The organism is Planctopirus sp. SH287, from assembly GCF_056500625.1.
This window is the reverse complement of record NZ_CM151403.1, coordinates 2645934-2668378: the sequence shown is the minus strand read 5'-3', so window position 1 is coordinate 2668378 and position 22445 is coordinate 2645934. Positions and strand designations below refer to the sequence as shown.

Here is a 22445-nt window from a genome sequence, read left to right as displayed (position 1 = left end):
CATTCTGGGCAAGTGAGACGAGAACGATTTTGCTCTCCATTCCTTCCCACTTTGCCCCACAAAGTCCCCGCAGAATATCAATCTGCCGTGGTCGTGCAAGTTCATCTGAGCGCGGGAACAGCGTCAACCGCAAAGAGTTTGCCGTAGCTCGTTATGCCATCAGCGATTGGGAAACGAAAAAAAGTTTTCTTTCACAGCCCTTTTAGCTCGTGCAATTCATTCTGCCAGCAGGCTGAGATAGAGCTTAACGTAGTTTTCTAAAGCGATTTCATTTGTAAAGCTATTTGAGATATGCTGTTGCGCCGTTTTTCCTCGGGTGTACCACGACTCGGGCATCGCCAGAGCCGACTCTAAAGTGGTCGCCAGAGAGGCAGCATCTTCTCCCGGAACCAGCCAGCCAGTTCCACCTTCGCCAAGCAATTCTGCGGCCCCTTCGACAGATGTCGAGACGCACGGCCGACCGGCTGCCATTGCCTCCATCAAGGCGTTGGGCATCCCCTCCCAGCGTGACGCGAGCACAAACAGATCACAGGTCGCAAGGAGTGACCTAACGTCGTTTCGTCGTCCCAGAAAACGAACCCGATCAGCACCTGAGCGAAGTGCATTTTTCTGAGCTTCTAACTGGGATCGTTGCGGGCCATCACCCGCAATCAACAGATAGGCATGAGGATGAGCTTCACTGACGATCTCAAAGGCATTGAGCAGAAGATCAATCCCCTTCTGGTGCTCCAGTCGCCCGACAGTGAGAAGAATCTGTGCGTCGAGAGGGAGTCCCAGACTTTGCCGATCCAGCGGCGTTCCCTCTTTCCAGAAGTTGATATCGAGACCGTTGGGAATCACCACCAGTCGTTCAGCCGGGAGCTTCCAGACGATTTCAGCATGCCGCCTGACTCCTTCACTGACACAGACCCAGCGACTAACGAGCGGCGCTGTCAGCCATTCGAGTGTGCCATGCCACTTCGCCTGCTTTTCCGCAACACGAAGACCGCACGCCATGTGGCGTACCCCACCGAAAAATCCTGCCACGCGCCCAAGAAGATTGGCATGAAACAGGAACGTCTGCATCAGGTCAGGGCGGATGGTGCGGATGACCCTCCATAACTTCCAGAGCACGCGGGGAGCTGAAAAACTTCCTTGGGCATTGAGGCAGGTGACAGGGATGCCAGCCGATTCCAGGGGAGCACAAAGTTCCGCACGCGGCCCCAGGCACACGACAAACACTTGATAACCACGGGCAAATAGCCCCAGCGCCAGTTGCACAAATTGCTGCTCGGCACCCCCTCTGTCGAGTTCTGTAATGACCATCAGAATCCGGGGCTTAATGGCAGCAGTCATTCACCGGTCTCTGGCGGGCTTTGTTGTGTCTCGTTTGAAATCACTAATCTCTGGTATGGCTTGAACCCTCTCCCGTGACGAGCAGGGAGAGGCCTCTTCCCGGGTGATTTTGGCACGATCACGGCAGCCATCGCTAAGCCCCGGGTCTCAACACCAGACAGAATGGCTCAGGGAATGTAGCATTTCTCCATCGGGAAGCGTGAATGATCGACGAGCTTCCCAGGAATACTGGAGCCGTGATGATTCCCGCACCAAAACTTGAATTGCCGAACCTCGATTTATTATCGGCATACGACTATGAACTCCCCCCCGAACTGATTGCACAGCATCCTCTGGAAACACGGGATGCTTCCCGCATGCTGGTGATCCACCGGGCAACGGGCCGGATCGAGCATACATTCGTACGAGAATTGCCCTCCTTTTTGCGACCCAATGATCTGTTGGTGGTCAACAACAGCCGGGTCGTGCGAGCCAGATTGCAAGGTGTCCGAACCGCCACGGGCGGCCAATGGGAAGGCCTGTTTCTCGGGCTAACAGAAAGCGGTGAATGGAACGTGATTGGCCAGACACGTGGCCGCCTGGAAGCCGGGGAGTCTTTGACGATTCCCGCTCCGTCACGATCAGAATCAACCGAAAATTCCTCGCACGAACTTGCCAACGAAACGCCACCACCGGAATCACAACCGCTCGAATTACATCTGATCTCCCGAGGGGAAGGGGGCGTCTGGCACGTTCGTCCTTCGTTACCTCAAAGCCCCTGGGAGTTATTGGATCATTATGGCTCTGTCCCTTTACCCCCTTATATCCATCGAGCCACAGAAGCGGCGGATGATCGCGTGCGATACCAGACAATCTTTTCCGGCCCGGAAGGTTCCGTCGCTGCCCCCACCGCCGGACTGCATTTCACTCCAGACTTGAGGTCAAGGTGCGAGCAACAGGGGGCTAACTTTGCCGAAGTCACGCTCCATGTCGGGATGGGAACATTCCGGCCAGTGAACTGCGAACGTCTGGAAGAGCATCTCATGCATACCGAGGTGTGTGAACTGCCTGAATCTGTAGCATCAGCCATGAAGACCAGCCGTTCAGCAGGGGGCCGCATCCTGGCCGTGGGAACAACTTCGGCTCGAACACTGGAGTCGGCTGCGAAGTGGGCTGCTGCAGATACTCCCTGGCAAGGCTCGACAGATCTTTTTATCCGCCCGCCATATGCCTTCCTGCAACTCGATGGATTGCTGACGAACTTTCATGTCCCCAAGTCCACTTTGCTCATGCTAGTCTGCGCTTTGGCAGGTCATGATCTGGTGATGCAAGCCTATCAGGAAGCCAGAGATCGCCAGTATCGCTTTCTCAGCTACGGCGACTGCATGTTGATTCTCTAAAGGCCAATCTCGCTTTTCAGATTGCGATTTTCGGCCAAAATCCCCGACTTCAATCAACGAAGCAGGTGGATTCACTCGTGCATTGTCAAATGCTTAAAAGTAGGGTTGAGCAGGTTGTAAAGTCCGACAACGGAGGATGTTACAACGCATGAAACCCTAAGACAAAGCCGTGACACGGCACTCGTCTGTGTTGGCGGAAATTCCTGTGAATTTGAATATCGGGGATTGATTGCCATTATATTATCGATAATATGTCTTCGTCGGGCTTATAGTTTACTGGAAATGATTGGCAAGCATGGAAACTGGTCGGCGGTGCATGAGTGATCGGATTCGCCATACGCTCATGGAGCAGATCTACAGCGGAAAACTTCCGCCCGGAGAGCGGCTTGTTGAACTCCAGATCGCCAAAGAGTTTGACACCAGCCAGACTCCTGTCCGCGAAGCGTTTCGCGAGTTGGAAGCCATGCGGCTCGTCGAATCGAGCCGTTACCGTGGAACACGAGTCCGAGAAGTCAGCCCCCGCGAAATGGCCGAAGCCTACCTGGTTCGTGGTGTCCTTGAACAATTGGCCGCAGAACTGGCTGCTCCGCGCGTGCAAGGCAATGTCAGCGGATTGCAGGAAGCACTCGAGGGGATTGCTGCCGGTGCCCATGCGGGAGACGGAAAGTCATATGCCGCAGAAAACATCAAGTTTCACCGCTGGATTGTTGAAGCGGCTGACAACCGGATGTTGCTGCAATCGTGGGAAGCACTTTCGTTTGAAACGCGAATTGGTTTAAGCGTCGCTCGTTCTTCTCCCGCAGACCTCGTCAGCCGTATTCAAGTCCATGAGGACATTCTGAATGCGCTCAATGCGGGAGATGGCCAGACGGCAGGGCTTTTGTTACGAGACCATTCTCATGGTTTAACCAGTCTTTGGAAAACTTGTAATGACGCTCCTCAAGATCCACCGGGGACGTTGAGGAAGAATGAGTGACTGAGGTGATAATGCCATGCCTTCCCAACTCCAGAGGCGATGACGTCATCATTAACATCTGGCCCGATCAACTTTGATGAAACAGGCCAATTTGGGAGAGATTGACTGATAGATCACGTGAATAGCACGTGTAGGACTCTCGCCCGATGCCAATGCCTTCTGTTTGAAAATCAACTTGCCTGAGTTTCTCCCGCCTCAGTTTTCTCGCCCGCTGAAAGTCGCGACTTATGTGGATTGTCCGTCTGGCCCTCCGCCGGCCCTATACCTTCGTCGTGATGGCAATTTTGATTGCCATCATGGGAACCGTGACGGTGGCGCGAATGCCCACGGATATTTTTCCAGAGATTGATATTCCCGTCGTGGCCGTCATCTGGACATATTCCGGAATGACGCCCGATGAAATGGAACAGCGGGTTGTCGGCAACTTCGAACGCGTTCTCGTCTCCACCGTGAACGGGATTGAGCACACAGAAAGCCAGTCGCTCAATGGCATCGCGGTGGTGAAAATCTTTCTGCAACCTGGCGCAAATATCGACAGCGCCATTGCACAGACCGTGGCCACTTCGCAACAGGTCTTGCGCAGCATGCCAGCAGGAATTTTCCCGCCATTGGTCATGAGATACAACGCGGCCAACGTGCCGATTGTGCAGGTCTCACTGGGAAGCGAGGTTCTTTCTGAACAGCAGTTGTTTGACTATGCCACCACAGGTTTAAGACCTGGCATGGCCGTCGTTCCCGGGGCGCAGATCCCTTATCCTTATGGCGGGCGTGTGCGCCAGATCATGGTCGATATTGACCCGGAAAAACTCCAGGCCTGGAACCTCTCCGCTGCGGATGTTTCAGAAGCTATCAACCTTCAGAACCTGATTATTCCTACAGGCACCGCCAAAATCGGTGATCAGGAATATTCAATCCGGCTCAACAGCAGCCCCACCGTGGTCGAGGAAATTGGTGACCTGCCCATCCGATCGGTGGGAAGCCGCACCATTCGTATCCGCGATGTCGCCAATGTACGAGACGGTTCTTCTCCACAGACAAATATCGTGCGTGTCGATGGACAACGAGGTGTGCTTCAACCGGTGTTGAAATCAGGGGCGTCAACGCTCTCGATTGTGGATGGCGTCAAATCACGACTCCCAGGCGTGATGGCCACTCTCCCGGAAACATTGCGAGCCACGCTGCTGGCCGATCAATCGGTCTTCGTCCGCGGTGCCATTCATGGTGTGGTTGTCGAAGCCGTGATTGCCGCAGGCTTAACCGGCCTGATGATTCTTCTCTTTCTCGGGTCATGGCGCAGTACGCTGATCGTGGTGATCTCAATTCCGTTATCGATCCTGGTGGCGATCATCATTCTGGACGCCCTTGGCCATACGATGAATATCATGACGCTGGGAGGGATGGCCCTGGCGGTAGGGATTCTAGTCGATGACGCCACCGTCGAGATTGAAAACATTCACCGTAATCTCCACATGGGAAAGCGACTGGTGCCAGCCATTCTTGATGGCGCTCAGCAGATCGCGACCCCCGCGTTCGTTGCGACTTTATGTATTTGTATCGTCTTTATCCCCGTCGCATTTATTACAGGCGCTGCCAAGTCGCTATTTATCCCTCTGGCTCTCTCCGTCGTGTTTGCGATGATGACCAGCTATTTACTGAGCCGCACGCTGGTGCCAACGATGGTGAATTATTTTCTGAAGGCCGAGGTGGCACTCTATGGTGGTGAAGGGGCTGCTGCCCAGAAATTTGCCGCTCAATCACAAGGCGTCATCTGGCGAATTCATACCTCCTTTAATCGTGTCTTTCATTCCGCTCGCAATCTCTACGGCCACGCTCTTTCATGGGTGCTGACACAGCGGGTATTTGTTCTGGTTATGTTCTCAGGGTTCGCTCTCTTTACCATGTCATTGTTCCCCATGATCGGGCAGGACTTCTTCCCCTCGGTTGATTCCGGGCAAATCCGTCTCCATATCCGTGCTCCTGCCGGAACTCGGATTGAAGAGACTGAAAGATATTTCTCTCAAGTCGACACCGTCGTTCGTGAAATCATCCCCCAGCATGAGCTGCTCTCCGTGATTGACAACATGGGGATCCCCAATAGCGGGATCAACCTGGCGTTAAGCGATGGTTCGTTAATGTCAGCCGCTGACGGGGAAATGCTGATCTCTCTTCAACATCATCATGGCCCGACCGCCGGATACATAAAGAAGCTTCGAGAAGAATTAAGTCGCAAATTTCCTGATTTGACCTTCTATTTTAAACCACCTGACATCGTCACTCAGGTTTTAAACTTTGGTATTGCCGCTCCTATTGATATTCAAATTGTCGGGCCACGCCGCAATTACAAAGAGAACTACGAGATTGCAAACAAGATCCGTGACCGTATTGCAGGGATTCCGGGGATCGTTGATGCGCATGTGCATCAGGTGCCACTGACACCTGAGTTAAATATCAATTCTGACCGGGTGCTGATGAGCCAGATGGGTTTGTCGCAGCGAACATTGGCCAGTGATGTGTTGATCTCGCTCAGTTCCAGTGGTCAGGCAGCACCGAACTTCTGGCTCGATCCTAAATCGGGTGTGCAATATCCGCTGGCAGTCCAGACGCCCCAGCGAAAAATCGACACGATTGCCTCGCTCAAAAACATTCCCGTCACGGGAGAACACGACGCCGATCACACACAACTGCTCGGAAACATTGCCGATATTGAACGTGGCTTCGGCCCTACAAATGTCACGCACTATAATATTGCTCTCAGTTTCGATGTGCTGGCCAGCGTGCAAGGGACTGACTTGGGAAGAGCGTCTTCTGCGATTGAAGATGTCTTGAAAGAGATCCGGAAGACGCTCCCGCGAGGGACCTCCATTTCTGTTCGTGGTCAGGTCGAGAGCATGAACTCCTCGTTTCAGGGGTTGCAGTATGGTCTGATCTTTGCCGTGATGCTGGTCTACCTCCTGATGGTGGTCAATTTCCAATCCTGGACAGACCCTTTGATCATTCTCATGGCACTACCCGGTGCGTTGTGCGGAATCATCTGGGCCTTGTTCTTAACGCAGACCACAGTCAATGTTCCGTCATTGATGGGTGCCATCATGTGTATCGGGGTCGCGACAGCGAATTCCATTCTCCTGGTGACATTTGCTAACGACTTACGAAAAGATGGCATGAATGCCCAGGATGCCGCCTGGACGGCCGGCGTCACTCGCCTGCGCCCCGTCATCATGACCGCCTGTGCGATGATCCTGGGCATGCTTCCCATGTCCCTGGGGATTGGAGAAGGGGGCGAACAGAATGCTCCGCTCGGACGGGCTGTGATTGGCGGCTTGTTGATGGCAACCATAGCCACGCTGTTCATTGTCCCTGTTGTTTACAGCCTGTTAAGGCGACGGTGTACAATTCCTGCAATGGAGCTGAGTGCTCTGGAAGAAGCGATGATCGGATGAGTAATACACCTTCCCCCATGACAACTCATTCGGAACATTCCGAATTCCCGCAGAACGGTCTCCAGCACGCAGGCGAAAGCCATGGCGAGTCAAGTATTGATCACGACGACATCGGGGTTCGTCCGGTCAGTAAATTGCGCTGGTGGCAACCGATATTGATCGTTGTGGTACTGCTCGCCATTGCCTCGGGAATGTTCTACGGCGGTTGGATGCCGCGCATGCACCAGACATTGGCATTGGAGCACGAGGCCCATGAAGTCCGGAAGATGCTCCCCCGAGTCCAGGTGACTTATCCGAAAGCAGGGGCTAATGAGACAAAACTCCTTTTGCCTGCCGATATCGAGGCGATTGAAGAAACGACCATCTATCCCCGAACCAGCGGCTATCTGAAGAAATGGTTCGTCGATATTGGCGATGATGTGGTGCAGGGGCAGTTGCTGGCTGAGATTGATTCGCCGGAAATCGACCAGCAATTGCGACAGGCCATGGCCAATCTGGAGCAGTTAAAGGCCCGTAAAAAAGTCGCTGAAACCCGCCTTAAGCTGGCTAAGCTCAATCTGGATCGCATTCTGGCCCTCCCTCCCGGCATCCGGACTCAGCAGGATCTGGAAGAACGACAGACTGAGGTGGAAGTTGCTGACTATACGGTAAAGGTCGCCGAGGCCGATATTCAGGCCGGTGCCGCTGAAGTCCAGAGAATTACTGAGCTACAGTCGTTCTCGAAGGTCTATGCTCCCTTTGCCGGGACAATCACTGATCGCACGATTGAGTTAGGTCAGTTAGTAACCTCCGGGAACGATCTGGCTCAGTCACTCTTTCGCCTTTCCCGGCTGGATATTGTCCGTGTCATTGTGCATGTTCCACAGATCTATGCCCCCAGCATTCAGCCAGAGCAGTCCGCAGAACTCGTTGTCCGGGAGATGCCAGGCCACAGCTTCCCCGGGAAGATTACGCGTACTGCGAAGTCGATCGATTTGCAGACACGGACATTGCGAACCGAAATTCAGGTCGCCAATCCTGACGGTCTCTTGCTTTCTGGATCATATGTTCAGGCTCGCATGACTGCGAAACGCGATAATCCACCCCAGATGATCCCTGCATCAGCCCTGATCTTTAATAGTGAAGGAACTAAAGTCGCTGTGGTTGATCCTGAAAACCGGGTTCATCTGCGCGATGTTGAAGTCGATGGCGATTACGGCACCAGCCTGGGAATTGCCTCGGGATTGAGCCAGACCGATCAAATTGTGGTCAATCCCGGCGACCGGCTCAAAGAGGGACAAATTGTCACCATCGACACGCCGGAAACCAATAACCAAACCAAAACCGCCGCCGCTCGCCATTAGCCAATCACACAATTCGTCTTGACCCTCTGACGAGAAGCGATCACAACACTCCCAGCGCCAGGAAGGCGCGGAATCTGCCGTTCACTTTTATTCAGGGATGATGGTATGGCTCGAGAAACCAAGGTCGGACTGGTGCTCGTGGCCGTGCTGGCCTGTGGTTTTGGCATTTTGCTCTATAAACGCCTGCAACACCCCACAATTTCTGTCGCTCAGGCAACAGAGGGGGCTGCGGTTGACTCACTCAATCCCGATGATCTGGCCGCAGAGATTAAGTTGGCCTCAGCGACTGGGGAAAACCTTTCGCAGAGTCCAGCAGCAAATACCACCGCTTCGACAGAACCATCAGCAAAGACTTCGCTTTCTCCTAGCCTGGAAAACGACTTAAAAAGCTTAAGCTTTCCCGACGCGACAGCAAATACTCCACCCGCCGTCAAACCAAAACTCCCTGAGTTGCCAACCGATCTGGATGCTCTGGCATTCCCGGCTCAAGCGGAACCCTCTTCAGTTGCCAAGAGCATCCCATCAACCAATAACACCCCTGTGGTGGGATTGAGTCAGCCTGCTGCTCCTGACGATAGTGATCCCTTTGCTCTAGAAAACGTCGAACTCTCGACGACCATCAAGCCCGGCAAGATTCCACCGACGAATACCGCTGCCGCAACCAGTCCCATGATCACAGAAGACCCTTTCGCTAGCGAGATGGCACAGCCATCGGCAGCAGGTCAGGCAGCGAATCCTGGTTCTGACGTTGTTAAAAACCTCACACAGCCTGCGCCATCAACAGCCACCATGTCATCGAATGGGGAAAAAGATCCCTTTGCAGCCGAACTGGATCTTCCTGTCGAGAAAGCCGCCACGCCTCCTCCTTCCCAGAGAGAGCTGTCGCTGGATGACGCCTTCCCTGCTGAAACTCCTGCGACAAAAACATCATCGCCCATACCCGCAGCAGCAAGAGCAGAGCAGGAGGATCCGTTTGGACTTCCCTCAACGGACACTATCAACACCAATACTAATAATGCGGTGACGCCGGAGATCAAGAACCCGTCAGATGTCAGGCAGCCTATCGCTCAGTCTGAGACAACAGCTTCAGCCAGGATGACGTCACCTCATGATGACCCGTTTGCGATGCCGGTTGAAGTCTCAACGCGAGATGTTGAGAAAACGTTGGATCGGCGCGCCGAAGTGGTCGAATCCCTGGAGCTTCCCGTACAGGTGGAACCACCGTCCAAAGACTTAAGTGACGTGGGTTTCCCGGCAGACAGTCAACCTGCGGCAACACCTCAGATGCAAAAGACCTTGGAACTCGATTCGCTGGAACTAGACACGGTTCCTGCTGCGAAAAACCCGCCAGCGCGACAAAATATCGATGACTTTGACAGCATAAAACTCGACCTGCCTGTCGAGACCACCCCCCGCACTTTGCCCCAGCTTCCTACAGAGATTCCTGATGATCTCTCTGCGATGAATCGTCCTGAGGGCAACATGCCCGCTGGTAATCTTCCCACTGGGAATCTGCCAACTGAGATCAGGAAGCCCGTTGAGGTTCCACAGGAACTCTTCGATGCTCCCGCCGCCGCCGTGCCTGCTCAGAAGTCATTACCTCCTGCAGAAACCGACCCCTTTGGCTTTGATGCGCCTGCCAGTTCCAAAACAGAGATGGTATCGCCGGCTTCTTCCCTGCCCGCAGCATCTCCAAAGGAAACGTTCCCGGAAAATGATGGTCGATTAGATTCTCCACCCGCGACGGCTGTGCTTCCCAAAGCGAAGGACTCAGCCTTTATCCCATCAGAAGCTCCTGCAAGTAATTTCAGTGCAGAGTCTGCTGGTGCCACCAGTTACACGGTGGAAACCAATGACAATTTCTGGAGCATCTCACGTAAAGTTTATGGCAGCGGCCGTTATTTCAACGCTCTGGCGGCCCACAATGCGAACAATGTTCCCAAGCCCGAATCCATGAAACCAGGAACCCGCATTGAAATTCCACCTGTCGAATATCTCGACCAGAAGTACGGATTGGCAGCAGCTCGCGTGCCTGCAACAAACGGGAGTGAAACAGGTGGCAACTCTTCGGCTGTAAAATCCGCGCCGGAAGCTGTCGAAGAGGGGTTCTTCATCGATCAGACAGGCTCGCCAATGTATAAAATCTCGGATAAGGACACATTGAGCGGCATTGCGAGGAATCATCTGGGGCGATCTTCCCGCTGGATTCAAATTCTCGAATTGAACCGGGATAAGCTTCAGGACGGTAATACCATCGCCGTCGGCACGATTTTGAGACTTCCTCCCGATGCCAGCCAAGTCCAGGTCATGAACGCTGCTCCACCCATCCGAAACTGAGCGAGTCGGAGCCAGAAAAGGTCTTGCTGCCGACGACAGGGCCTCGACAAATCTCTGGTCGGCAGGTGCGAGGATGTTCTTTCGGTTTGGCGTAGCAGTTTTGCTGGTTGTAGCAATTTCATTGATGGGAACAGTTCTTGAGGCAGAGATTCTGGCGACAAAACGCCAGATCAGCCGTCAGCGCTACCGGATCAATGTTGCTAGTCAGACACTCTCGCAACTTCGCCTGGACGTGCAGTTGGCCAGCTCGCCAGTACAACTGCTCCCTCGGTTGGAACGGGGTGAGCTTATCGCTGTTCAGCCACGGTTTGAAGATCATCCGCAATCAGGGCGACGCTCTTCATCGATGGCTGTCAAACCTCCTCCAGAGAGGCCAGTCATTCGACGGTAAGCTTGTTGGTCGTTGGTAGTCTGCTCTCACTCCTGAATTTATCCGCAGCTTCATGACATCACGTGATTCGGAGAGCGTCTCCTCAATGAAGATTCACGAGATTCTGGAGACTCTGCGGCAACGCTGTCAGGAATTCCTCCGGGATCCCTCGGAGCTGCCAGGTAGGGTGCATGAAGTTCCGACGGAATGCACCAATTCAGCGTCTCTCACCCATCGACACCATATTGAGAGCATGTCCGGTCAGGCTTCCTCTCCCCTCGTGGGAGAAGGCCAGAGTGAAAGGGCCGATGAACCCTCGGTGTTACCAAAGCCAAGAGTACCCCCCTCATCCGACCTGCGGCCACCTTCTCCCTCAGAGGGAGAAGGATTTGAGCATTTTCAGCCAGTCTCTCAACAGTCCGTGACCCCGGCTCCTTCGGTAGGTCCAGAGATCTTTTCTGAAGCGGTACCGGCGGCTGCACTTCGTGTCGCACAGAAATTGTCGCAATACGCACGGGCCGGTTGGGTCAAGGTGGCGTCATTCACCGGCTACTGGGCACCTTACTTGAAAAGAGGTTTCCACAAAACATGGCGATGGGCGGCTTCACGTCGTGAATCTCTTCAGTTGAATCGTCGGAAGATGGATCGTCGCATGCTCATCGCGACGGTCACGATGGGATTTCTGGGGATCGTGCTGGCTGGTCGGCTCGTTCAACTTCAAGTCATCGAGCACGAGACCTTCGCCCGGACAGCCTCAGGTCAGCGATATTTCCAGCAACCCATCCCCGCACGGCCTGGAGACATTCTCGACCGCGCAGGCCGAGTGCTGGCGACCACGATTGTCACGCAAAGCCTGTTCGTAGTCCCTGCTCAGATTGATGATCCTCATCAAGTGGCAGATAAGTTAGCGACAGCACTTCAGGCGGATGCCGCTTTGCTGGAGAGCCGTTTGAGATCTGCTCCCTCGTCTCATTTCTTGTGGATCAAACGCCGGCTAAATGCCCATGAAGCCGCGGCGATTCGTGCATTGAAGCTTCCACGCGATCAGTGGGGCTTTCGTGATGAATTCCGTCGTGTCTATCCACAAGGTGTCGTGGCGGCTCATGTGCTGGGACTGCGGAACATTGACGGCCTGGGCCAGGGAGGAATCGAAGAATCTCAGGAAGCAATTCTCTCGGGAACTCCGGGAAAGGAAACATTATTACGGGATGCGCGAGGACGCGTTCTGGAGGTTGACCCTGCGACATCCTTTCCCATGCAACCAGGGAAAGACGTGCAACTGACGATCGATACCGTCGTCCAGATTTATGCCGAGCGCGTCCTGGATGAAGTGATGGTTCAGTGGAAGCCTAGCAGCGTCTGCGCCATCGTGATGGAACCAGAGACGGGTGAGATTCTGGCAATGGCATCTCGTCCCACCTTTGATCCGAACTTGCCTATCAATGTGAGTACCGACGCCTGGAAGAACCGGGCGATCAGCGATATCTATGAGCCAGGATCCACATTCAAACCCATCATCGTGGCTCATGGGCTTGAACATCATTTCATTGAAAGCGACCAGTCATTCGACTGCGAACATGGCCAGTATCGGATGGGCCGCCGCCTGCTCCACGATACTCATGCTTACGGACACCTGAGCCTCACCGATATTCTGGTGAAATCCAGTAACATCGGCATGGCAAAAATCGGCGAAGCGTTAGGGAACGAGCAGTTGTATGCCGCTGCCACAAATTTCGGATTTGGTCGCAAAACAGGTATAGAACTGGCCGGTGAACTTCCCGGCATCCTCAGGCCACTTAAGGAATGGAACAGTTATTCGACAGGTTCAATTCCCATGGGACATGAACTGGCAGCAACTCCACTACAAATGATCTCCGCCCATGCGGCGATTGCCAACGGTGGCACATGGCGCAAGCCCACGATCCTGCAACCCGGGGATGACGATCGCACCAAAGTTTATCAACAGGTGGTATCGCCTCAGGTCGCGAATTGGCTGGTTGAATCGCCGTTAAGAGACGTCGTGACCCGCGGCACTGGCAAGAAAGCCCAACTGGAGGATTACGAAGTCTTTGGTAAAACAGGAACGGCTCAAATCCTTCTACCAACAGGGGGGTATTCGCATAGTAAGTATGTGAGTTCTTTCCTGTGTGGAGCACCTGTAAAAAATCCTCGGGCGATTGTTCTGGTGGTTGTGAATGAAGCTGATATTGGCGGAGAAGCGTTCGGTGGAAAAGTCGCTGCTCCCGCAGCAGCAGAACTCCTGAAACAGACACTCCGCTATCAGGAATCGCACCCACGCTGGGCCACCCGCCTTTCAGGAGTATCGACGCTCCGGTAACTCTGTCGTCGTTATCATTTCTCGTCCTACACCAAAATCCCTCATAAGAGTTTTTGTCAGTCTCTAATGCAATTGTAGAGTGATGCTTTGGAGCCAATCTGGAATCTGCACTGTCAATAGAGGGTATCTATTTTAATGGCAATCAACATTAAGCTTGAAGATCTTCATCATCGACCCCAACGCCGAGAAGTTCGTCCTCGTCTTCAGTGAGTTCAAGCTCAAGTTGGCGTTGTAGCCATTGCTCACGTGCAAATGGATCGCTGGCAATCTTCTTTTCAATAGCCAATGTTTCTCGGTAGCTCCTGGCTTCGGCTCTCATCGTCCATTGTGCCTGCAATCCAAGTTCCTCAGCCTCTTTTCTAATGGTAGCCAGATTGCATCTGAAGAACTCTTTGCGATGGTTAACTTTATTTACTTGGTGCAACAAGAAATGTCGATGCAACTGGTGTTCGAGGGCAGGAGCATCATCAGATCTAATCAATGCGTGAACATCAAATTCAAATGGAACACTTGAGTCCCCCAATTCTTTGACTCGATCCAATGGTTCCAGACGTCTGGTGAGGCCAATCTTGAACACGTCTTCGCCAAATGAACCTAAATTAGAGATGATATAGACATAACCGCATCTGGTTTGCTGTGCCATCGATATGGCACGCTGTCCTTTTTCTTCAGCAATCTTGAGTTTTTCCTGGAGGGATTGCAGTTCAGCTTCGTATTTGGCTCGTTCTTCTGCGGATGCCCGTGAAAGTTGCTCTTGTAAACGAGACATCGCTTTTTGAACTGCTTCCTCCTCTCGCCTTGCGTCGCGCAAAGCTCGCTCATATTCGCGTTTGGCCTTTTGTTCCTCTCGTATTCTCTCTTTGATTCTTCGTTGCTCTTCCAAATCCCGCTTCTTCAACTCGTTAACAAGTACAGCCCATTTAAGTTCATCGAGTCTCGCGTTGAGATACTCATCAGTGATTCTTGCGTTGCGAAACGCTTCGCCATTGCCATTTACGAGGATGAATGCATCCTTGATCTGCTGGCTAAGCTTACCGAAGTTGTCGTGTTTAACGAGCGCTAAAGTCGAATCGACTTTCCCATTAAACGCATCGACGATGAATCGAATGGCAGTTTCCCGGCGATTGGCTTCAACATAATCACAGGATGCAGCATTACCATTTTTGACCATAAACTTCACAGCATTTCTTGCATCTTTTAGCTTTTGGCCAGCCTCCGTAAATGCGAACTCATCCGCTATTTCGTCAAGCAAACTGTGTGAAGGAACTATGTACTCGTCTCCATAGCCCTGAAGCTCGTTCTTGATGGCACGAAGCATCTTCTCATACTTGTTGATATCTTGCTTCACGTCATAAGCTTCCCCTGCAATTTCTCTGGCACGCCGATCCGCGTCTGCGAGGATGCCTGATGACTTAAAGCGAGACTCCTCAAGAAGTGTCAACGCTTTTTGCTTGAGTTCTTCTGATTCTCGTCGAGCCAACGAAAGAATCAGTTCCGAATCCTTGCGAGTGGCGTTTCTCAGGCTCTCAGCCTCTAACTCCGCCGCGTCGCGGGCCTGATCGCCAATTTGTCGCAAAGATTCTGACGCAAGTTCTGCTTCGCGATAGATTTCACTGGATTTTGCCGCTGCATCTTTGATTGTTTGATCAGCTTTCGCGGTGAGTTCGGATGTTTCTTTCACAGCCAACGCTCGTACTCGTTCGGCCTCGTCTTCGGCATCGACTATAACCTGCCAACGCTGCATCTTGACTTTCTGATCGGCAATGATTGTTGACAAACGCCTAGTTTCGCCCTGCAATCGCTTTAGTTCAGTGTCCGCTTTTGTACGTAGAGCGGAATAGGAGTTCTTGCATTTCGTGACCTGCTCAGAAAGCTCTCCTATTTGAGTTCCAGCTTCTCGTTGTTGAGTCTCAAGTTCTGAAGTTAATGAGCTTGATTTGATTCGTTCGGTCAACAAGAGATGAATGCAAATGCCTGTAGAGGCAGCTAGTAGCAACGCAATTACAAAAAACAAAAACGTAAACACAGGATGAAACCTTCTACAGTGTGCACAATCAATGGTGACTGAACGAAATCATCGCAATGCCGCTGACCCGCAAGGTGCAAGTCTTCTCATCAATTTGGATAACGGCTTGGGATCGGCATCTCGTGAATTCAGTTCACTAAGAGATTACTGCAATTCCCGAGTCAAACTCTGATGAAAAAGGGGAGAGCGACGTAATTCTTGGCAGGTGGCAAGGTTGAATCATTGTAACCTCCATTAGTTGTTGAGGTTATGACACAGCGGCCAGCTCTTTTTTGTTGATTTTTGATCACTCTCTTTCAATAAGCGAAACGTAAAAATTTGTTTTTTGAAAAAAAAGCAGAGAATACGAGTGTGAAAAAGACTCTCTGCATGGTTTTATTTTGTATGCACTGTTCTCATCTCGTGGGGTGCTCACTTCGGGAAGAGAATCGGAAGAATCTCTCTGAACCAGGTTTTGGAAACAAATCCAGCTTTGAGAGAGAGTTGATCCATTCTCGCCAAAATGGGGCGACAGCGCGTTTCCGAGATCGAAACCCGTTAAACGTAAGAGGGAGTGCTTGATGAAGCTTCGCAGCTTGTCGTTCATGGTGGCCTGGTTCGTGCCCACCATCTTTGGCCTTTCGTTGATCAGTGAGGATCAACCTTCACAATCACCTGCTGACGCGAGGATCTATCGCGATCGCATTTCTCCCACCTGGCTTCCTGATGAGTCGGGCTTGTGGTATCGCGTGCAGGTTGCTCCCAAGACAGAAGAATACATCCGGATTGAGGCAGCCACGGGCCACCGCAGTGTTCATAGCGATATGAAGTCGATGAATCTGCCGGGTTCAGCGGAAATACGAACCTCGACTCTCTCTACCAAGTTGCGCAAGACTCCCCCCGAATCGGTCAACTCCTGCAATCTCGTCTTTGTGAATCAGATGAGTGAACCGGTGCGGTTGGCCTGGGTGAATCGCGAAGGACAGCATGTGGATTATGGGGTGATTGAACCTCGCGCCAGCCACAACCAGCACACCTATCAGACTCATCTCTGGGTGATCTCCAAACAAAATGGAGACAAAGTCGCTGCGATCTATGCTGATCCTTCAACGCCCCGCATCATTATTGATGGCATGGCGACCAAGACGCCGTTGAATACCTTTTCGGTGAAACCCAAGGCCGCCGCGTCGGGGTATTCACCGAATGGGAAATGGTGTGCTCGAGGTTCGGGAAACCAGGTCATTGTGACGGATGGCGACATGCAGAACGAAGTGCGAATTTCGCCAGCACTGTCAGCCGATTCCCGAATTTTCGGGACAGCATCATGGTCACCAAAGTCGGATGCCTTTGTCTTCTCGTCAGCCGTTCCCGTGAAGGTGCGCCAGATCTCTATTGTCGAGTCTTCTCCTAAAGATCAGTTACAGCCTAAAATTCGTCAATTCAGCTACGCGAAACCAGGTGATGAACTTGATCAACCCGTTCCGATCCTATTTCGATTAGAAAATGGCACCTTTAAGCCGATCATTCTTGATTCCGCTCTCTTTGCGAATCAATTCACAAGTTCGGCGTATATGAATTTTCTCTGGTCGGAAGACGGTAAAGAATTTTACTTTGATTTCAATCAGCGAGGACATCAGTGCTATCGAATTCTTGCAGTCAATGCGATGACTGGTCAAGTTCGTCCCGTCGTGGAAGAATTAAACCAGACGTTTGTCGATTACCGCAGCATGACCTGGCGGCAATGGCTACCTAAAACCAAAGAAATTCTTTGGAAGAGTGAACGAGATGGATGGAGTCATCTGTGGAAGTTTGATGTCACCGGGAAGAAATCACCTCAACAACTGACTTCTGGCCAATGGGTCGTCCGAGACGTTCAACGAGTTGACGAAGCCAGCAAAACCATCTGGTTCACCGCGAGCGGGCTTCGACCAGAAGAAGATCCTTATCATCTTCATCTCTGCAAAGTCTCTTTTGATGGCACCGGATTTAAGCAGTTGACCCAAGGAGATGGCTACCATGACATCCAGTTCTCACCCAAGTCAACATACTTTGTCGATACCTGGTCACGGATCGATCACCCGCCGGTTATCGAACTGCGAAAAAGCGCTGATGGCCGATTAATCTGTGAGTTAGAGCGTGCTGATGCGACATCCTATTTAGCAGCAGGGAAATTCTTTCCCGAGCGATTTGTCGCTACGGGTCGGGACGACAAGACAAAAATCTACGGAGTAATCTACAAACCGACGACCTTTGATCCTGCTAAAAAATATCCTGTGCTAGAGAATATCTATGCGGGGCCTCACAGTGCCTTTACACCAAAGCGGTTCGGCTCGGCCAGACAGATGCAGTCGTTCGCCGATCTGGGATTTATCGTGGTGCAGGCCGATGGCATGGGAACGAATTATCGTGGGAAGGCGTTCCATGATGTTTGCTGGAAAAACCTGAAAGACTCAGGGTTCCCTGATCGCATTTCGTGGATCAAGGCGGCTGCCACAACCCGACCCTGGATGGATTTAACCCGCGTCGGAATCTACGGCGGCAGTGCTGGCGGACAGTCTGCAATGCGGGCACTCCTGGATCATTCCGATTTTTATCATGTGGCTGTCGCAGACTGTGGATGTCACGACAACCGTATGGACAAAATGTGGTGGAATGAGCAATGGCTTGGTTGGCCCGTTGATGAGAGCTATACAGCCAGCTCTAATGTTGTTGACGCCCACAAGCTCAAGGGCAAATTACTATTGATTGTTGGTGAAGTGGATTCCAACGTCGATCCTGCCAGCACGATGCAAGTGGTCGCCGCTTTGCAAAAAGCCGGTAAATCGTTTGACTTCCATCCGATCGCTGGCGCCAATCATGGGGCGGCAGAAACACCCGCAGGCAGCCGTGCTCGTAAAGAATTTCTCCTCCGACATCTGAAACCCGAGATTTAAGTCTGAGCCTTCAGATTTCTGTCAGATTAAAGAGAACAATGCCTCAGGTTGCTGAATTGTGGCAACTTGGGGCATCCTTTTTATAGGTTGGTAGCAATTGATATTTAGATAATAGATCTCGGGAGAACCATATTGATAATCAGTGTGAACTGAGGCGTTTCATAAAAGTATCTCGCCAACTGGTGGCCAGTGCGGGAATTGTGAGGACTTCCTTCAACAGAAGCTCATTCTGTTTATCGCGGTACATCAATTGATTGAGACGACTGATAGGCCAATCCGGATGTGGCCTGGCAAGACGCTCAATGGTGTCCCCCGCAGCAATCATTCCTGGCGAGATGACCCGGACATACCAACCCGTACGGCCTGATTGAATCACTTTTCCAGGGAGGTCGGTCATCTCCCATCGACGGCCCAGTTTCCAACAGGGCTGCCTAGGCTGAGAGACTTGCACACGGGCCGTTCCTATCTGCCAGAGATCACCCAGGCAGACCGTTTCCTCAGTAAGCTGTTCTCCCACTGCGAAAGAGCTTTCACCAGCGACTGTCAGATTTTCGCCGAAAGCACCGGGAGGAAAATCATTGAGGTTAAGCTCCTCTTTCCATGCCGAATAATGGGCAGCGGCGTAGAGGCAGAGGGCCTTGTCGGTTCCCCCATGATTCACCAGATCAGCCTGGCCATCTCCCATCAAGCCGTGTGCATCAAGGAGACGACGATCTGATACAGGAGTTTTCCAGAAACCAGTCCAATAGGCTGGTTGCCGATCACTGAGCGCAGGACGCTCTTGGGGAAGGCCGATTTGCAGCGAAAAAATGTGGCCAATGGGCATGGTCGTTATCGTAGGTTGGGAGTTGGGTAGAGACTGCTTGTTCGGGTGAGCGGTTTAAGCTGCGGAACAGTCCCTGAAATCGTCAGCACAACAGACTTTGCTGATTTTTCCGATTGGCCCACGCCGCGTGGTGAGATTCTCCAACAAGCACTGCTGATGCGTTCCTTTTTCAATCGAGCGACCCGGAAAAGCCGATGATGAATGGGATACTCCTCAAGACTTTAGCATGTTTCTCCGCGAAGGGAATGGATTCCCGTGAGCAGGCAATGGCGACGCGTGATGGCCGTGATGCTACTGCTGGCAGTGATCTGTCAGTCAGTATTGCCCTGCCGTTGCGCGATATGCGGTGTCGATTGGGGATGTTCTGTCGCCGCGTGTGACGACTTGTCTGGACACGAAGGCGAGAGCGACGATCACCACCATTGTGATCAAAAATCGTCATCCGCTCATTCACATCTCACGAATGGCCATGATCTCTGTGAATCGCACAACTCATGTCCAAACACCCCCAAAACGACATGCCACCGTCTCATCAGCCTCCGTCCTGAATCGTCGCGAACCATTCAGAGCACACTCGACTTGAAGTTTATTGAGAAGTACGCCTCTCCTTCGGCGGGCGTTCAGGACTGTTTGCAGAGATCTCTGACAAAAAGAGATTATGGAAACAGCGGGAAAAGGCTCTCTCATCTCCGGCTCCAGGTCTAGTTCAGGAAGTATCGCGATTTTGCTTCACGATGTTTCCTGCTTGACGACATCACCGGAGAATTTTCATGTTCAAACCTCACTTGCTTCTCGTTGCCAGCGGGCTTCTGTCTGCCTGCTTATGTGGTTGCCAAGCCTCTCGCAGCACCCTGGTGTCACAAACGATCCCAGGAACTGCGATCTCGCAAGAGACCACCGACCAGAGGCCGATTCATTCAAATTCAACACGCGAAGATTCACAAAAAAGCTCATCAAAACAGAACGATCTTCTCGCTCCCGAATCAATCCAATTGGTGGCAGGAAAATCTGACGACGAACTCGGGATCACCCAGGCCGTTCCAGCAGAGGCTCTCTTCCCGGTTCCAGGGGAACTGAACTTAGGATGGACGCTTTCTCAACTTGAATCGACGGCGCTGGCAAACAACCCTTCGATTCGACAAGCCTCATCAGCAGTTCACAAGGCGATGGGTTACCGTGATCAAGTCGGGAAAAAAGCGAATCCGACAGTCGGGTACAACGGCACTCAAATTGCCGACCGGGGCACGGATCAACATACCGTGTTCATCGAGCAACAGATTATCCGTGGCGATAAGCTGGCCCGCAACCAGCAAGTCCTTGACCAGGAAGTTCAGTCTCAATTGTGGGAAGTGGAAACACAGCGCTACCGTGTCCTGACCGATGTTCGCCAACGATTTTACGAAGCACTGGCTGCTCAGCGGCGGGTGGATCTCACAAGAGATTTTCATGCCATCGCTCAAAAAGGTGTGGATATCGCACAGTCACGTCTGGATGCCAAAGAAGGATCATTGCCTGAGCTTTTGCAGGCAGAAATTCAACTCAATCAGGTGGAAATTCAGCAGCGTCAAGCGATGGCTGCCTATCGCGGTGCCTGGAGGCAGATGACGGCTGTGGCAGGCATCCCTGAAGTTTTGCCAGGGAAATTGGAAGGAACTCTTCCCAGCCAGGTCGCTGTTGAAGACTTAAACCTGGTGAAAAGCCAGACATTGGCCGCCAGCCCTGAATTGCAAGCCGCTCGAGCACGTGTCAGTCGGGCACAGGCAAACATTGGGCGCCAGGAAATTCAGGCAATCCCCAATTTGACAGTGATGTTGGCAGGTGGTGTCGACCGGGGAACCGATTCCGGTATGGTCAATGCTCAGGTGGGATTGCCACTCCCGCTTTACAATCGTAACGAAGGAAATATTTCTGCCGCACGAGCAGAGTTAGGGCGGGCATGCGAAGAAGTGCGTCGCATTGAACTCTCGATTGAATCACGAATCGCTCAGACAGGGCAGGATTACGAGGCTGCGGCTGCGGCTGTCGAACAGTATCGGGATGTGACTCTTCCCAAAGCCCAAAAAGCACTCGAACTCACCGAACAGGCCTACTCCATCGGTGAGTTTGATTTTCTGCAGGTTCTGGTCGTACGCAAGACATTCTTCGATACAAACCTGGACTACGTCCTTTCACAAAAGAATCTGGCGATTGCAGAAACTTATTTGCAGGGAATGGTTCTCTCTGGTGGCCTTGAAAACACCCCGGACAGTGATTACGGCTCAAGCCTGCGCGACCAGTCCTTGAGTGGCGAGTAAATTTTTCATCCTGACCCACGATGAAAATATGCAAAAGCCCAAGAAGAAAATCCTTCTGAAAATCTTTCGACCTTCGCTCTTCAGTTCATTCTCCGCGTGAGTACCGTGAAAAAGCGATTGACCAAAGACCCCGGATATTCGATAACATAATCAGTGAGCAGGTCTTCCGACCGAATTTTCGCCGGGCACAATCTGTGACCGGTATGAAAATCTGTGACCTGTACGAAGAAGTGCGCACCCCCAATGAGCGGCCATGTTGTCAGCCTGATTGCACTCGTTCCGATGCTGTTTCACAGCATTTTCGGGTGTTGCTGGCATCATACCCATGGATACGCCCCGTCTGTTCAGATGGTCGCCATTGAAGATGGCCAGTGTGACTCAGGAAGTCATGCTCACAAAAGCGACTCAAGCTGCCCTTGCCATCATTCGCCAGGCCACTCTTCTGATCAAAAATCGAGCCACGACTCCTGCCCTTCCGGTTCTCCTTCAAATGATGACCCTTGCGGCAACACCCCTTGTCATAGCGGGCATTGCGTTTTCAGTGGTCAAGTCGCCGCTGTCCCATTGCAATACGTGAGTTTTGAATTTTGGATCGATCTTCGCTTTGAAACGATTGATATCGCACAGTTGGTCGCATCGCCTCAATGTTTCTCACTGAAAGCAGCGCGTGAGTGGCATTTTGTGCCAACAGCTCTTCAACGCCGCGCGCTGGCTCAGGTCTGGTTGGTCTAAAACCCTGATCGTGCGGCTCTGATTGCCGTCTTTCCAAACAGGGGAATCAGCAGGACGTCTGGCATTGTTTGCCTCCCTGTGGGTTCATTTCTACTTCACAAGCATCAGGGGCTGCGGCCAGAATTCTGCGCAGACTC

13 protein-coding genes are annotated in these 22445 nt (G+C 52.3%); 10 read left to right on the top strand and 3 right to left on the bottom strand.

Annotated elements, in window-relative coordinates; translation table 11 throughout:
• Positions 1-216 precede the first annotated feature (216 nt).
• Positions 217-1335, bottom strand: coding sequence for a glycosyltransferase (locus SH287x_RS09915; protein ID WP_479518556.1), 1119 nt, complete (start codon positions 1333-1335; stop codon positions 217-219).
• A 203-nt stretch (positions 1336-1538) separates the two neighbouring features.
• On the opposite strand from SH287x_RS09915, the gene queA reads away from it, so the two are divergent.
• The 7 genes from queA to SH287x_RS09880 all read left to right on the top strand — a co-directional run bounded on the left by queA (position 1539) and on the right by SH287x_RS09880 (position 13518).
• A complete protein-coding gene (queA, locus tag SH287x_RS09910; RefSeq protein ID WP_479518555.1) occupies positions 1539-2714 on the top strand; it encodes a tRNA preQ1(34) S-adenosylmethionine ribosyltransferase-isomerase QueA in 1176 nt (391 codons plus the stop codon).
• 295 nt (positions 2715-3009) lie between these two features.
• Complete coding sequence (locus tag SH287x_RS09905; RefSeq protein ID WP_479518553.1) at positions 3010-3690, top strand: GntR family transcriptional regulator; 681 nt, start codon at positions 3010-3012, stop codon at positions 3688-3690.
• A gap of 227 nt (positions 3691-3917) precedes the next feature.
• On the top strand, positions 3918-7130 hold the full coding sequence (locus SH287x_RS09900) for an efflux RND transporter permease subunit (protein WP_479518552.1): 3213 nt from the start codon (positions 3918-3920) through the stop codon (positions 7128-7130).
• Positions 7127-8473, top strand: a complete 1347-nt coding sequence (locus tag SH287x_RS09895) for an efflux RND transporter periplasmic adaptor subunit (RefSeq protein WP_479518551.1) — start codon at positions 7127-7129, stop codon at positions 8471-8473. Before SH287x_RS09900 ends, SH287x_RS09895 begins: the two co-directional genes overlap by 4 nt.
• A gap of 105 nt (positions 8474-8578) precedes the next feature.
• Positions 8579-10810 carry a LysM peptidoglycan-binding domain-containing protein gene (locus tag SH287x_RS09890; RefSeq protein ID WP_479518550.1) on the top strand — a complete coding sequence of 744 codons (2232 nt, stop codon included), beginning with the start codon at positions 8579-8581 and terminating at the stop codon, positions 10808-10810.
• A gap of 73 nt (positions 10811-10883) precedes the next feature.
• Positions 10884-11201, top strand: a complete 318-nt coding sequence (locus SH287x_RS09885) for a hypothetical protein (protein WP_479518549.1) — start codon at positions 10884-10886, stop codon at positions 11199-11201.
• Between the two features lie 232 nt (positions 11202-11433).
• Entirely contained in the window at positions 11434-13518 is a 2085-nt protein-coding gene (locus SH287x_RS09880; RefSeq protein WP_479518548.1) for a peptidoglycan D,D-transpeptidase FtsI family protein, read from the top strand.
• 148 nt (positions 13519-13666) lie between these two features.
• Here the strand turns inward: SH287x_RS09880 and SH287x_RS09875 are convergent, their stop codons facing one another.
• Complete coding sequence (locus tag SH287x_RS09875) at positions 13667-15544, bottom strand: GIY-YIG nuclease family protein (protein ID WP_479518547.1); 1878 nt, start codon at positions 15542-15544, stop codon at positions 13667-13669.
• A 560-nt stretch (positions 15545-16104) separates the two neighbouring features.
• Between SH287x_RS09875 and SH287x_RS09870 the strand changes: the two genes are divergently transcribed.
• Positions 16105-18456 (top strand): prolyl oligopeptidase family serine peptidase, encoded by a 2352-nt coding sequence (locus SH287x_RS09870; RefSeq protein ID WP_479518546.1) that lies wholly within the window; start codon positions 16105-16107, stop codon positions 18454-18456.
• Positions 18457-18595: 139 nt separating this feature from the next.
• On the opposite strand, the gene SH287x_RS09865 is transcribed toward SH287x_RS09870, so the two are convergent.
• Positions 18596-19282: an MOSC domain-containing protein gene (locus SH287x_RS09865; RefSeq protein ID WP_479518545.1), complete on the bottom strand. Its 687-nt coding sequence runs from the start codon at positions 19280-19282 to the stop codon at positions 18596-18598.
• A 770-nt stretch (positions 19283-20052) separates the two neighbouring features.
• On the opposite strand from SH287x_RS09865, the gene SH287x_RS09860 reads away from it, so the two are divergent.
• Together SH287x_RS09860 and SH287x_RS09855 are read left to right on the top strand one after the other, a co-directional pair.
• Positions 20053-21576 (top strand): TolC family protein, encoded by a 1524-nt coding sequence (locus tag SH287x_RS09860; RefSeq protein ID WP_479518544.1) that lies wholly within the window; start codon positions 20053-20055, stop codon positions 21574-21576.
• Positions 21577-21819: 243 nt separating this feature from the next.
• Positions 21820-22308: a hypothetical protein gene (locus SH287x_RS09855; RefSeq protein WP_479518543.1), complete on the top strand. Its 489-nt coding sequence runs from the start codon at positions 21820-21822 to the stop codon at positions 22306-22308.
• Positions 22309-22445: the final 137 nt, after the last annotated feature.